The following is a 13,553-nucleotide window of genomic DNA, read 5'->3' as shown; positions in this document are numbered from 1 at the left end:
GCTTGAAACAGTGAAGCGAGCCACAATCCCGACGTATTGTCCGGTCCCGGCATGCGTAACTGCTGACCGGCGTCTCCATTCAGCGGCTCGCAACGAAGAAGCCCGGCGCGTGGCCGGGCTTCAACTCGAGTGGTTGGGGCAGGTCAGTGCCCCAACCCTGCATCCAGGATCAGTTCTGGACGTTCAGCTCGGTGCGGCGGTTCTTCGCACGGCCTTCCGGATTGTCCGAACCATCTTCATTGGTGTTCGGGGCAATCGGACGGCTCTCGCCGTAGCCGTTCGGACCGGCCAGACGCGAGGCGTCGACGCCGTTGCTGGTCAGGTAGTCATACACCGCCTTGGCGCGGCGCTCCGACAGGCCCTGGTTGTAGGCGTCAGTACCCTTCGAGTCGGTGTGACCGGCGACCTCGACCTTCAGCTCCGGATAGCGCTTCAGGATCTCGGTGGCCTCGGACAGGATGGAGACCGCATCCGGACGCAGGTTCGACTTGTCATAGTCGAAGTTCACGCCCTTCAGGTCGATCGACACCGGCACCGGGCAACCGTCCGGACCGATGGTCTGGCCAGCCTGCGAACCCGGGCACTTGTCGTCGCAGTTGTTCACGCCGTCGCCGTCATCATCCAGGTCGGCGCAGTTCGGAGCGGCCGGAGCCGGAGCCGGAGCCGGCGCGGCAGCAGCGGCACCCAGCGGGATGACCACGCCGACCGAGGCCAGCAGGTCGCCAAAGCGATCCTCGTCCGGAGCGGAAATGCTGGAGTCGTCCATGTCGAAGCGGTAGGCCAGTTCAGCACGCACCTTCGCGCGCTCGCCACCGCCCTGCATGCCCAGGCCGACCTTGGCGGCCAGGTTGCCGTCTTCGCGCTCACCCGGGGAATCCGGGTTCGGGAAGGCGTTGAATTCTTCCTCCGAGCGCTGGTAACCCAAGCCCATCAGCGCATACGGATTCCAGTTGCGGCCTTCCTGCATGAAGTGGCGGCGCAGATCGAGCGAGATGCCGTACTGGCTCCAGTTCAGGTTCTGGTTGGCGTCGTTGTTCGGATTCTGATAGTTCAGCTCGCCATCGAGCGACCAGTTCGGGCTGATCATCTTGCCCAGGCCCAGGCCCACGAACGGGGCATTGCGGGTGCCGCGCGCATTGTCCTGGACGTTGAAACCGGCGGAACCGGTCAGGTACCAGCGGTCGTCAAACTCCTGCGCACCCGCGACGTGGGCAATCGACAGACCACCCAGCAGGGCGGCACAGAGAAGCTTCTTGTTCATTCTCATCTCTCCTTGGATCAAAAATGGAAACCGCGTCTACGAGGTTCCTTGCCGTTCGAGACGGCGACCAGTACGACGCCATCCCGCGCAGGTTAAGTTTACAGGTGTGAAAGCCGTGTTAACACGTGTCTAACAATCCGCCAAGTTCCATCGATACGCAATGGTATCTCAGCAACGGTTCATGTTTGGTCCCGCCAAGGCTGCGGGACGGGTGATGCCAGCACGCTCCCTTACGCGCTGGCGGCGTCCCCGTTCAACGTAAAGCACATCGCCCGGCGTCCACCCATCCGGGGATGATCGGCTCGCTTGCCTGCGAGCACGATTCCCGGCATCGTGAGCCAATCCATACGCATCCGTACGTCAATGTCCGAGCCACATTCCCTGTACCCCCACCTGTTCCAGCCCCTCGACCTGGGCTTCTGCACCCTGCGCAACCGGGTCCTCATGGGCTCAATGCACACGGGCATGGAAGACCGCGCTCGGGATTTCCCGAAGCTGGCAGCGTACTTTGCCGAACGCGCGGCCGGCGGGGTCGGGCTGATCGTCACAGGAGGTTTCGCTCCCAATATCCAGGGCTGGCTCAAGCCCATGGGGGGCAAGCTGGGGTGGTCGTGGGAGGTGGGCAAGCACCGACAGGTCACTCAGGCGGTGCATGAACACGGCGGCCGCATCTGCCTGCAGATCCTCCACTCCGGACGCTACGGGTACCACCCCCTGCAGGTGGCGCCCTCGAAATTGAAGGCGCCGATCAATCCGTTCACACCGCGGGCGTTATCGGCAGCCGGTATCGAGCGCCAGATCCGCGCTTTCGTCCGCAGCGCCCGCCTGGCCCGCGAGGCCGGCTACGACGGCGTCGAGGTCATGGGCTCGGAGGGCTACCTGCTCAACCAGTTCACCGTACCTCGCACCAACAAGCGCGAGGATGCCTGGGGTGGCGACGCCGCACGGCGCATGCGCTTCACGGTGGAGATAGTGCGCCGCATCCGCGAGGCCTGCGGCCCCGACTTCATCATCGTCTACCGCCTGTCCATGCTGGATCTTGTGGAAGACGGCAATCGCTGGGACGAGGTGGTCGCCCAGGCCAAGGCGGTGGAAGCCGCTGGCGCCACGCTTATCAATACTGGAATCGGCTGGCACGAGGCCCGCGTGCCCACGATCGCCACGTCGGTGCCGCGAGGTGCCTTCACCGCAATTACCGCACGCCTCAAGCCCGAGGTGAGGGTGCCGCTGGTCACCACCAACCGCATCAACATGCCCGACGTGGCCGAAGGCATCCTGGCGCGCGGCGAGGCGGACATGGTGTCGATGGCCCGGCCGCTGCTGGCCGACCCCCAATGGGTGGCGAAAGCGCATGCGGGGCGCGCTGACGACATTAATACGTGTATTGCATGCAACCAGGCCTGCCTCGACCACGTCTTCGAGAACAAGACCGCAAGCTGCCTGGTCAACCCGCGCGCCTGTGCGGAAACCGAACTGGTCTACCGTCCGACGGCCCACCCCCGGCGTGTCGCGGTGGTCGGCGCCGGTCCGGCGGGGTTGGCATGCGCCACGGTAGCCGCCGAGTGCGGCCACCACGTCACCTTGTTCGATGCGACCGACGAGATCGGTGGCCAGTTCAACCTCGCCAAGCGCATTCCCGGCAAGGAGGAGTTCCACGAGACCTTGCGCTATTTCCGCCGGCGGGTGGCCCAGACCGGCGTGGACTTGCGCCTTTCCACCCGGGCTGAGGCCGCCGACCTGACCGGATTCGACCACGTGGTACTGGCCACCGGCATCGTGCCGCGCCGGGTCAACTTCCCGGGCGTCGACCATCCCAAGGTCGTGAGCTACCTGCAGGTCCTGCGAGGCGAGGTGGTTCCGGGCGAACGGGTGGCCATCATCGGCGCGGGCGGGATCGGATTCGACGTGGCGGAATTTCTGGTCCACGACGGCGTTTCGCCCAGCCTGGATCCGGCCCGCTGGCGCGCCGAATGGGGCGTGGACCTGGCTTACGCCGGCAATCGCGGCGGGCTGGCGACCCCCATCCACGCGCCCGCCGCCCGCGAGGTCTGGCTGCTGCAGCGTAGCCCAGGCAAGCCGGGCGCCCGCCTGGGCAGGACCACCGGCTGGATCCACCGCTCGACGCTCAAGACAAAAGGCGTGCACATGCTGGGCGGCGTGGAATACCTCGGCATGGACGACGGTGGCCTGCGTATTCGGGTGGATGGCCAGGAGCAACAGTTGCCCGTGGATCACGTGGTGGTGTGCGCCGGGCAGGAGCCGTTCAGGCCGCTTCAGGCAGCCCTGGAAGGTGGGCCGGCGACCGTCCACGTCATCGGTGGGGCCGATGTGGCCGCGGAACTGGACGCAAAACGGGCCATCGCGCAGGGCAGCCGACTGGCCGCCAATCTGTGACGATGGCCTCGCTCTTGACAGCCCCAAAGCCTTGCCCCGCAAGGCTTCCTGGCTACCAGACCGAATAAAAACTCCAGATTTTTCCGCAGGTTATAATTTCACCATTCACGCAACGTTTATGTTGCCGCCAGTACCTTGCGCCAACTTTTCCGCCCCGACTTGGCGGAACCCACACCGGCCGCGCAACCCCGCGCGGTTTAGGTGAAGGGGCAAAGCGCGCCGAAGAGCCGCCGCCCTCCCCAGTACGCCATGCCGGTCCGAGCAATGGCTTCCGCACCCCCGCAGGGATGGAAGCCGTGAGACGAACGGGCGCAACGGAGCAAGGAGTTCGAATGAAGTTGGCCTGGATCCTGTGGTTGGCCTCCGTGTTGCCGCCACAGACAGCAGACTCGCTGTGTTTGAGTACCACCGTCTATCTGGAAGCCCGCGACCAGTCCGTCCGTGGCCAGAAAGCGGTCGCCGAAGTGGCCCTGCGCCGCCGCGACAGCGGCCTGTGGGGCAACACCGTGTGCGACGTGGTGACTGCCCGCAAGCAGTTCGCCCCGACCCTGGTATCGCCTTCAACCCGCCTGAGCAACACCGAGGCGTGGGCGGAGTCGGTGACCATTGCCCTGGAAGCCGAGCGCAACTGGGCCCTGCCGCCCGGCCAGCGCAAGGAGATCGTGCCAGGCGCGAGCCATTTCATGGCGCATGCCATCGCCAGCCCCAGTTGGCGCAACGCCTACCAGGTGGCGACCATCGGCGACCACACCTTCCTCAAGGTGCAATCGCTCAAGCCGCGCCGCGGCTGAGGCGCACGCAGGCCGCACACAATCGGCGCGGCCGCGACGCAGCGTTGCATGCACGGCATTGAACCACCCCGGCGTAGTCGTCCACCATGGACGATCCATTTCCGTTCCGGAGTCTGAATGAAGCTGTTCACCATGCCCGGCGCCTGCTCGACGGCCGTCCACATCGCCCTGCAGTGGAGCGGACAGCCGTATCAGTTCGAGATCGTGCCGGACCATGCCGCGCTGAAGTCCCCCGCCTTCCTGGCCATCAATCCGGCCGGCGCGGTGCCCGCCATCACCGATGGCGATTTCATCCTGACCCAGAACGCCGCGATCATGGGCTATGTGGCCGACCGCCAGCCGGTGGCGGGCCTGGCCGGCGACGGCAGCCCCCGCCAGCGCGCCGAGGCGACCCGTTGGCTGGCGTTCGTGAACTCCGACCTGCATCCGGCCTACGTGCCCATGTTTGCGCCGGCCGCCTTCCACGCCGACGCCGACCAGCACGACAACGTGCGCGAGGCTGCCCGCAAGCGCCTGCGCGGCCTGTACGAGCGCGCCGACAAGCAGTTGGAAGGCCGCGACTGGCTCGCCGGCTTCCGCAGCTATGCCGACCCCTATCTCTACGTGACGCTGCGCTGGCCGACTTCACCGGCGTTGACCTGTCCGGCCTAGAACGCCTGCAGGCCTTCAAGGCGCGCATGGACCAGGATCCCGGCGTGCAGGCCGTGTTCCAGGCCGAAGGCCTGGCCGCCTGAGCAGTTGGGCGGTCGGGGTCCGCTTCTCGTTGAGGGCAGTGCGCCGCCGAAATCCCCTCCATCTCCGCCAACAGGAAGAGCCACGCGATTGCGTGGCTCTTCTGCTTTCCACCCACAACCTGCCAGCGGGTCGGGGCCCAAGGGGCGTCACAACCAAGCGGATAACGGGCCGCGACTTGTGACGCCCCTTGGGCCGCGGCCCGCTCCACCACCCCATAAAGCAGAAGGGCCATGCAATCGCATGGCCCTTCCAGCACATCAACGCTTCTCGATCGGCACGTAGTCCTGATCCTCCGGCCCCGTGTAGTTCGCACTCGGGCGGATGATCTTGCCGTCCTCGCGCTGCTCGATCACGTGCGCACTCCAGCCGGTGGTGCGCGCGATCACGAACAGCGGCGTGAACATCGGCGTCGGGATGCCCATCATGTGGTACGCGCTGGCGCTGTACCAGTCCAGGTTCGGGAACATCTTCTTGGTGTCCATCATCAGGTTCTCGATGCGCTCGGACACGTCGAACAGCACCTGGTTGCCGCCGTCGGCGCACAGCTTGCGCGAGATCTCCTTGATGATCGGGTTGCGCGGATCGCCGATGGTGTACACCGGGTGTCCGAAGCCGATGACGATTTCCTTGCGCTCCATGCGCGCGCGGATGTCCGCCTCGGCCGCGTCGGCGGTGCCGTAGCGGCTGATGATGTCCATCGCCACTTCGTTGGCACCCCCGTGCTTGGGTCCACGCAACGCGCCAATGGCGCCGGTGATGCAGCTGTGCAGGTCCGAACCGGTGCCGGCGATCACGCGCGCGGTGAACGTCGAGGCGTTGAACTCGTGCTCGGCGTACAGCACGAGCGACTTGTCCAGCGACTCGGCGTGCAGCGCGCTGGGTTCCTCGCCGTGCAACAGGTGCAGGAAGTGCGCCGCGGTGGTCTCGTCGTCGGTCTCCACGTCGATGCGGCGACCGTTGCGGGTGAAATGCCACCAGTACAGCAGCATCGAACCGAAGCTGGCGATCAGCTTGTCGGCGATGTCGCGGGCCTCGTTGGCCGGATGTCCTTCGCGCTCGGGCAGCACGGTGCCGAGCACCGAGCACCCGGTACGCAGCACGTCCATCGGATGCGCATTCGCCGGCACCAGTTCCAGGGCCTCGGCGACGATCGCAGGCAGGCCACGCAGGCGCTTGAGTTTGGTGCGGTAGGCCTTGAGCTGTGAGGCAGTGGGCAACGTGCCGTGCACCAGCAGGTGCGCCACTTCCTCGAACGACGACTTCGTCGCCAGGTCGTGGATGTCGTAACCGCGGTAATGCAGGTCGTTGCCGCTGCGGCCAACCGTGCACAGCGCTGTGTTGCCGGCGGCGGTGCCACTGAGCGCGACGGACTTCTTGGCCTTGGGCAGCACCTGGGTGGAATCAGTCATGGAAGATCACTCCTGGTGGAAAACGCGTTGCGATGGCCAGGACTTGTCCGGTCACCGTGGCGCGCAGCGTTATCAAACGCTAGGGAACACAGTGGAAAACGCCTGTTTTGCGACTGGCAAGTCGCAGCGACCGTGGCGGGCCATATCGAGCCCGCCGCGGTCGGGGGTGGAAGGACGTGCCGGCGGACGAACAGGGGAGCCCGACATCGAGGGGTTCCTGTACGCTCCGTCGGCCGACCATTCCGTGGCCGGTTACCTGTCCCGGGCAAACAGCGCGTCGAGCTTGTCCTCGTACGCGTGGTAGCCCAGGTAGTCGTACAACTCGGCGCGCGTCTGCAGCGTGTCGATGATGTTCTTCTGCGTGCCTTCGCGGCGCACGGTCTCATAGAAGTTGAGCGCGGCCTTGTTCATCGCGCGGTACGCACCGCAGCAGTACAGGGCGATGTCCACGCCGGCACCGCGCAGGTCATCGGTGGTGAAGAACGGCGTGCTGCCGAACTCGGTCAGGTTGGCCAGGATCGGCACCTTCACCGCGGCCTTGAACTTGCGGTAGTCCTCCAGGGTGTTCATCGCCTCGGGGAAGATCATGTCCGCACCGGCCTCCACGTAGGCCACCGCACGCTCGATGGCGCTGTCGATGCCCTCCACCGCGGCCGCGTCGGTACGGGCCATGATCACGAAGCCCGCGTCGGTACGTGCATCCACCGCCGCCTTTACGCGATCGACCATCTCATCCCGGGTCACCACTTCCTTGCCCGGGCGGTGGCCGCAGCGCTTCTGCCCCACCTGGTCCTCCATGTGCACGGCAGCGACGCCGATGCGCTCGAAGTTGCGGATGGTGCGGCCGATGTTGAAGGCGCCACCCCAGCCGGTGTCGATATCGACCAGCAGCGGCATGCCGGTGGCGTCCACGATGCGGCGCGCGTCGGTGAGCACGTCTTCCATGGTGCTGATGCCCAGGTCGGGCATGCCCAGCGAGTTGGCGGCCACGCCGCCGCCGGACAGGTACAACGCCTTGTAGCCCACGCGCCTGGCCATCAGGCCGGCGTAGGCGGTGATGGCGCCCATCACCTGCAACGGGGTCTCTTCGGAGAGGGCGGCGCGGAAGCGCGCGCCGGCGGACGGTGCAAGGGCCATGATGTCTCCTTTGTTCAGCCCGTTATGTTAGCCGAGCGCGTGCCCGGGTTTCCGACCGGCGTGCGCCCTGCGGCCACCCGGTTCGCCGGGATACCGGGGCGGGACGAACGACGCGTCCCCGGCCCCGTGGATTCAACTCCCGGCATCTGCCCCACGCCCCAGCGCCCGACGCACCTCCTCCAGCGCACCGGGGTCATCCAGCGTGGACAGGTCGCCGGGGTCGCGCGCCTCCGCCAGCGCCTGGATGGAACGGCGCAGCAGCTTGCCTGAACGGGTCTTGGGCAGCGCGTTGACCACATAGATGCGCGAGGGTCGCGCCACGGCGCCCAGCTGCTCCACCACCCGCTTCTGCATGGCAGCGGCCACCTCCACCGCGCTCATTCCCTCGGCGCCCTGCTTGAGCGTGGCGAACACCACCGGCACCTGGCCCTTGATCTCGTCATGCACGCCCACCACCGCCGCTTCCGCCACCGACGGATGGGTGGATACCGACTCCTCGATCTCCCGCGTGCCCAACCGGTGACCGGCCACGTTGATCACGTCGTCGGTCCGGCCGAGGATGAAGGTGTAGCCGTCGGCGTCGCGGATGGCCCAGTCCAGGGAGCTGTACAGCAGTTCCTTGAAGTGGCTGAAGTAGCTGGAAACGTAGCGCGCGTCGTCACGCCAGATGGTGGTCATGCAACCCGGCGGCAGCGGTGGCACGATCACCAGCACGCCCTTCTCCCCCGGCGCCACGTCTTCGCCGGTCACGTCGTTGATCACGCGCAGGTTGTAGCCGGGCGTGGGCAGGCCCGGCGAGCCGAACTTCACCGGCTTCAGGTCCAGCCCGGGCATCAACGAGAGTACCGGCCAGCCGGTCTCGGTCTGCCAGTAGTTGTCGACGATGGTCTTGCCGATCCCGTCGGTGATCCACTGCGCGGTGGGTTCGTCCAGCGGTTCGCCGGCCAGGAACAGGTATTTCAACGCCGACAGGTCGTGCTGCTTGAGGTAGGCCGCATCCTGTTTTTTCAGCACGCGGATCGCGGTCGGCGAAGAGAACATCGTGCGCACGCCATAGCGCTCGCAGATCTGCCACCAGATGGCGGGATCGGGATTGGTCGGCAGCCCTTCGTAGAGGATGGACGTGGCGCCTGCGATCAGCGGGCCGTACACGTTGTAGCTGTGCCCCACCGCCCAGCCCACGTCGGAGGTGGAGAACATCACCTGCCCGGGCTGGATGTCGTAAATCGCCCACATCGACATCGCCATCGCGACCGCGTATCCACCGACGTCGCGCTGCACGCCCTTGGGCTTCCCGGTGGTCCCGGACGTATAAAGCAGGTAGCTTGGCTCGTTGGATTCCAGCCACGCCACGTCCACCTCGGCGCCCTCGTGCTGCGTTCGCAACGTGGCGTAGTCGACGTCGCGTCCCTCGACACGGGACAGATCCGCATCCAGCCCGCGATTGACGATGAGCACGTGCGCGGGAGGCGACGATGCCTCGGCACAGGCCGCGTCCACCAGCGGCTTGTACGGGATGACCTTGCCGCCACGCATGCCCGCATCGGCGCAGATCAGCAGCTTCGGTTCCGCATCGTCGATGCGCAGCGCCAGGTTGTGCGAGGCGAAGCCGCCGAACACCACCGAATGCACCGCACCGATGCGTGCACACGCGAGCATCGCGAACACCGCCTCGGCCATGTTGGGCATGTAGATCACCACGCGATCCCCGCGCCCCACGCCGAGCGACTGGATCACTGCGGCAAACGTGTTCACCTCGCGGTGCAGCTCGCGGTAGCTGATTTCACGGGTGAGGCCGGTCTCGGTGGATAGGGTGACCAGCGCGAGTTGCTCTGCGCGTGCCTCCAGGTGCCGATCCACCGCGTTGTAGCAGAGGTTGGTCTCGCCACCGACAAACCACCGGCGGAACGGCGGCCGCGAATCGTCCAGGATCGCATCCGGCGCGCGATGCCAATGGATGGCCCGCGCCTGCTCCGCCCAGAAGGCTTCCGGCTGCTCGATCGACCGGCGATGGAACTCCTCGTACCGCATTGTCCGACCCTCCACGACGATGCATCGAGGCTATCGCGGCGACGCACGGAATCGCGCTAAGACATTGGTCGAAAAATTGCCGGACGCGCGTCGGGGTTGGCTTTCGGCGGTGAGGAGTACCGTGGATCGCGTCGATCACGGGGGCAATTGCTGCAGCGCGCCATGCCATTCCACGCGCGCTGCAAATGAGATGCACCACCGTTTCGGCTTCGATGCGAGCCGGTCACTCGCTCCCCGCGTCAGCGCAACGGTCACCGCGAGTCCGGGTCAACCCCCAGAAAAAAACGGGGCGACCCGAAGGCCGCCCCGTTTCGTGCTTTTCGTATCGGCCGCACCGTTCCTAGGCGCGGACGAGCGCCTTGGATCAACCCAGCAGGTGCGCCACGCCAGCGCGCTCTTCCTCAAGCTCGGCGAGGGTCTTGTCCATCGCCGCGCGGCTGAACTCGTCGACCGGCAGGCCTTCGATGCGGGTGTATTCGCCGTTGGCGCAGGTCACCGGCACGCCGTAGATCACGCCTTCCGGGATGCCGTAGCTGCCGTCCGACGGCACGCCCATGGTCGCCCACTTGCCGTTGGTGCCCAGCACCCAGTCACGGATGTGGTCGATGGCGGCGTTGGCGGCCGACGCGGCCGAGGACAGGCCACGCGCCTCGATGATCGCCGCGCCGCGCTTGCCCACCTGCGGGATGAAGGTGTTGGCGTTCCAGTCGGCGTCGTTGATCTTGTCCTTCAGCGACGCGCCGTTGACGGTGGCGAAGCGGTAGTCAGGGTACATGGTCGGGCTGTGGTTGCCCCACACCACCAGCTTCTCGATATCGGCCACGGCCACGCCGGCCTTGTTGGCCAGCTGCGACAGCGCGCGGTTGTGGTCCAGGCGCAGCATCGCGGTGAAGTTCTTCGCCGGCAGGTCCGGCGCCGACTTCATGGCGATGTAGGCGTTGGTGTTGGCCGGGTTGCCGACCACCAGCACCTTCACGTTGCGGCTGGCGACCTTGTTCAGCGCGGCGCCCTGGGCGGTGAAGATCTTGGCGTTCTCCAGCAGCAGGTCCTTGCGCTCCATGCCCGGGCCGCGCGGACGCGCGCCGACCAGCAGGGCGATGTCGGCATCCTTGAACGCCACTTCCGCGTCGTCGGTGCCGACCATGCCGGCCAGCAGCGGGAACGCGCAGTCTTCCAGCTCCATCATCACGCCCTTCAGCGCGGCCTGGGCCTTCTCCATCGGCAGCTCGAGCATCTGCAGGATGACGGGCTGGTCCTTGCCCAGCATCTCGCCGGAAGCGATGCGGAACAGCAGCGAGTAGCCGATCTGGCCGGCAGCACCGGTAACGGCAACGCGGACGGGGGTCTTCATGGAAGTTTCCTTGCGTAACAGGTTGGGGTGGGGCGGCCAGCGCGTCAGAACACGCGATAGCCCAGGGGGGCAAGCTTGTCTTTCAGTTCAGCGGTGTTGTAGCCATACACCACGTGTTGGCCAACCACCGTGGTGGGCACGCCACGCGCACCCAGTGCCTGCATGGCGCGGTCGCCTTCCGGCGTATCGACGTCGAGGATGCGGTAACGCACGTTCGCAAGCTCGAATTCCTTCTGCTGCTTGCGGCAGTACCCGCACCACTCGGCCGCCATCATCACGATCCGGTCATCGCCGGTCGCCACGCGCGGATCATCCGGGTGCAACGTGGGCGCGCGATCGCCGCGGAAGTGCATCCATCCGCCAATCGCCGCCAACACCACCAGCACCCAGGCCATGCGCATGACCGACGCTCCTGATCAGACCAGTTCCGCGAAGAACTCCTGGAACCGCTGCAGGCCCGGGGCCAGCTGCGGCGTCGGGCAGGTGTAGCTGATGCGCAGCGCGCGCGGCTCGCCGAAGGCCGAACCCGGCACGCAGGCCACGCCCTTGGCTTCCAGCAGCGCGTTGCAGAAGTCGACGTCGTTCTCGATCTTCGCGCCCGTCGGGCCGTGGGTCTTGCCGAAGGCGACGGAGATGTCCGGGAACACGTAGAACGCACCCTGCGGACGCGGGCACACCACGCCCGGGATGGCGTTCATCACGTCCATCACCTGGTCGCGCTTGGCCTGGAACTCCACGCGCTTCTGGTCCGGCACGTCCTGCGGACCGGTCAGCGCGGCGATGCCGGCGGCGTTGACCACTTCCGGCACGTTGGTGATGTGGTTGGAGTTGAGCGTCACCAGCGCCTTGGCCACCTGTTCCGGACCCACCATGAAGCCCAGGCGCCAGCCCGGCATGCCGTAGGTCTTGGACAGCGAGTCGAGGAAGATCACCCGGTCGCGCAGCTCCGGACGGGCCAGCACGAAGTTGTAGTACTCCAGCCCGTCGAACAGCATGCGGTTGTAGATGTCATCGGCGATGATCCAGGTGTCCGGATACTTCACCAGCACGTCGGCCAGCGCGATGATCTCGTCCTTGGTGTACACCATGCCCGTCGGGTTGGACGGATTGTTGAACAGGAACACCTTGGGCTTCTTCGCCATCGCCTCGTCAAGCTGCTGCGGGGTCAGCTTGTAGTTCTGGCTGGCCGGGCACGGCAGCAGCTGGACCTTCGCGTTGACGATCTCGGCGATGTCCATGTAGCTGGTCCAGTACGGCACCGGGAAGGCGATCGTGTCGCCCTCGTCCAGCAACGCCTCGGCCAGGTTGTAGATCACGTGCTTGGCGCCGATGCCGGTCGCGCAGTTGGCGCGCGTGTAGCCGGTCAGGCCGATCTTCTCGATGTGCAGCAGCAGCGCATCCAGCAGCGCATCCGGGCCGCGGTTGCTGCCGTACTGGCCGCTGTCCTTCTCCACCGCCTGGCGTGCGGCTTCGTACACGTGCGGGCCCGGCAGGAAGTTGGGCACGCCGATGGAGAAACTGATGATGTCGCGGCCTTCGGCCTTCAGGCGCTTGGCCTTCTCGGCAACGGCCATGATGGCGCTGGGCTTGGCACGGCCAATGCGCGCGGCGAGCTGGGGCATCGCGGGGAACCTCGTGGAAAGCGTGTGGGGAGGGCGGAAAGCCCGGAATCTAGCCCCGTGATGGTACCACGCGGGTCCAGCCCGGGCCGGGCCGACCATGGTCTCACCCCATCCCGTTTGCGGCTGCAACGACCCTCCTTCGTGACACCCCGCCCGCGCGGCTGAGCGGTCGGTGCGAAGCGAATGAGCGGCGCCCACCAGGCACTGTCAGCAAAACGCCCACCCGGCAACCCGGGTGGGCGTTCGCGTGTCAGCGCGGGCCGCGGACTCAGGCGCGCGCGTTGGCATCCAGCGTCTTGTTCCACTCGGCCACGCGGTCGGCCTTGGCGGCAATCGCGGCCGCGGCATCACCCTCGATCTTCACCGAGTTGATCTTGTCGCCCTGCTTCACGCTGTCCACCACGTTCTGGCCTTCGATCACCTTGCCAAACACGGTGTGCTTGCCGTCCAGCCACGGGCAGGCCACGTGGGTGATGAAGAACTGGCTGCCATTGGTCGACGGGCCGGCGTTGGCCATCGACAGCACGCCGCGCTCGTGGCCCAGGCCGTTGCGGGCCTCGTCCTCGAAGCGGTAGCCCGGGCCGCCGCGGCCACTGCCTTCCGGGCAGCCGCCCTGGATCATGAAGTCGGCGATCACGCGGTGAAAATCCAGCCCGTCGTAGTAGCCGCGCTGGGCCAGGTTGACGAAGTTGGCAACGGTCAGCGGCGCCTTGTCGGCGGCCAGTTCAATGCGGATCGGGCCGCGCTCGGTGTCAAAGTGGGCAATCAGGCTCATGGCCGTCTCCTGTCGGGGATGGGGGTATGGATTCGTGGCCCGTCCGG

At 66.4% G+C, this 13,553-nt stretch carries 10 protein-coding genes and 1 pseudogene; 3 read left to right on the top strand and 8 right to left on the bottom strand.

All coding sequences use genetic code 11. From position 1 onward, the window contains the following. Positions 1–169: 169 nt before the first annotated feature. Complete coding sequence (locus tag IP93_RS11850) at positions 170–1,261, bottom strand: OmpA family protein (RefSeq protein WP_144815961.1); 1,092 nt, start codon at positions 1,259–1,261, stop codon at positions 170–172. Positions 1,262–1,624: 363 nt separating this feature from the next. On the opposite strand from IP93_RS11850, the gene IP93_RS11845 reads away from it, so the two are divergent. The 3 genes and pseudogenes from IP93_RS11845 to IP93_RS11835 all read left to right on the top strand — a co-directional run bounded on the left by IP93_RS11845 (position 1,625) and on the right by IP93_RS11835 (position 5,180). After that, the gene (locus IP93_RS11845) at positions 1,625–3,655 is read left to right on the top strand and encodes an NADPH-dependent 2,4-dienoyl-CoA reductase (protein ID WP_144815959.1); all 2,031 of its coding nucleotides are present in this window, start codon (positions 1,625–1,627) and stop codon (positions 3,653–3,655) included. Between the two features lie 332 nt (positions 3,656–3,987). After that, on the top strand, positions 3,988–4,446 hold the full coding sequence (locus IP93_RS11840) for a cell wall hydrolase (protein WP_144815957.1): 459 nt from the start codon (positions 3,988–3,990) through the stop codon (positions 4,444–4,446). 117 nt (positions 4,447–4,563) lie between these two features. After that, a pseudogene (locus IP93_RS11835) lies at positions 4,564–5,180 on the top strand (glutathione S-transferase family protein). Between the two features lie 258 nt (positions 5,181–5,438). Here IP93_RS11835 and prpC read toward each other — a convergent pair. From prpC to IP93_RS11800, 7 genes are all read right to left on the bottom strand, one after another. Further along, positions 5,439–6,590 carry a bifunctional 2-methylcitrate synthase/citrate synthase gene (gene prpC / locus IP93_RS11830; RefSeq protein ID WP_144815954.1) on the bottom strand — a complete coding sequence of 384 codons (1,152 nt, stop codon included), beginning with the start codon at positions 6,588–6,590 and terminating at the stop codon, positions 5,439–5,441. 252 nt (positions 6,591–6,842) lie between these two features. Further along, positions 6,843–7,727, bottom strand: a complete 885-nt coding sequence (gene prpB, locus IP93_RS11825; protein ID WP_144815952.1) for a methylisocitrate lyase — start codon at positions 7,725–7,727, stop codon at positions 6,843–6,845. Between the two features lie 132 nt (positions 7,728–7,859). Beyond that, positions 7,860–9,758, bottom strand: a complete 1,899-nt coding sequence (gene prpE / locus IP93_RS11820; RefSeq protein WP_144815918.1) for a propionate--CoA ligase — start codon at positions 9,756–9,758, stop codon at positions 7,860–7,862. Positions 9,759–10,122: 364 nt separating this feature from the next. Continuing rightward, complete coding sequence (locus IP93_RS11815; RefSeq protein ID WP_144815915.1) at positions 10,123–11,109, bottom strand: malate dehydrogenase; 987 nt, start codon at positions 11,107–11,109, stop codon at positions 10,123–10,125. A gap of 44 nt (positions 11,110–11,153) precedes the next feature. Further along, the gene (locus IP93_RS11810; protein WP_144815913.1) at positions 11,154–11,510 is read right to left on the bottom strand and encodes a glutaredoxin family protein; all 357 of its coding nucleotides are present in this window, start codon (positions 11,508–11,510) and stop codon (positions 11,154–11,156) included. Between the two features lie 15 nt (positions 11,511–11,525). Further along, complete coding sequence (locus tag IP93_RS11805) at positions 11,526–12,731, bottom strand: pyridoxal phosphate-dependent aminotransferase (protein WP_144815910.1); 1,206 nt, start codon at positions 12,729–12,731, stop codon at positions 11,526–11,528. A 268-nt stretch (positions 12,732–12,999) separates the two neighbouring features. Continuing rightward, entirely contained in the window at positions 13,000–13,506 is a 507-nt protein-coding gene (locus IP93_RS11800; RefSeq protein WP_144815907.1) for a peptidylprolyl isomerase, read from the bottom strand. Positions 13,507–13,553 lie beyond the last annotated feature (47 nt).

It is taken from the genome of Aerolutibacter ruishenii, from assembly GCF_007830115.1.
GTDB lineage: Bacteria > Pseudomonadota > Gammaproteobacteria > Xanthomonadales > Xanthomonadaceae > Aerolutibacter > Aerolutibacter ruishenii.
This window is presented reverse-complemented; position numbering and strand designations above follow the sequence as displayed.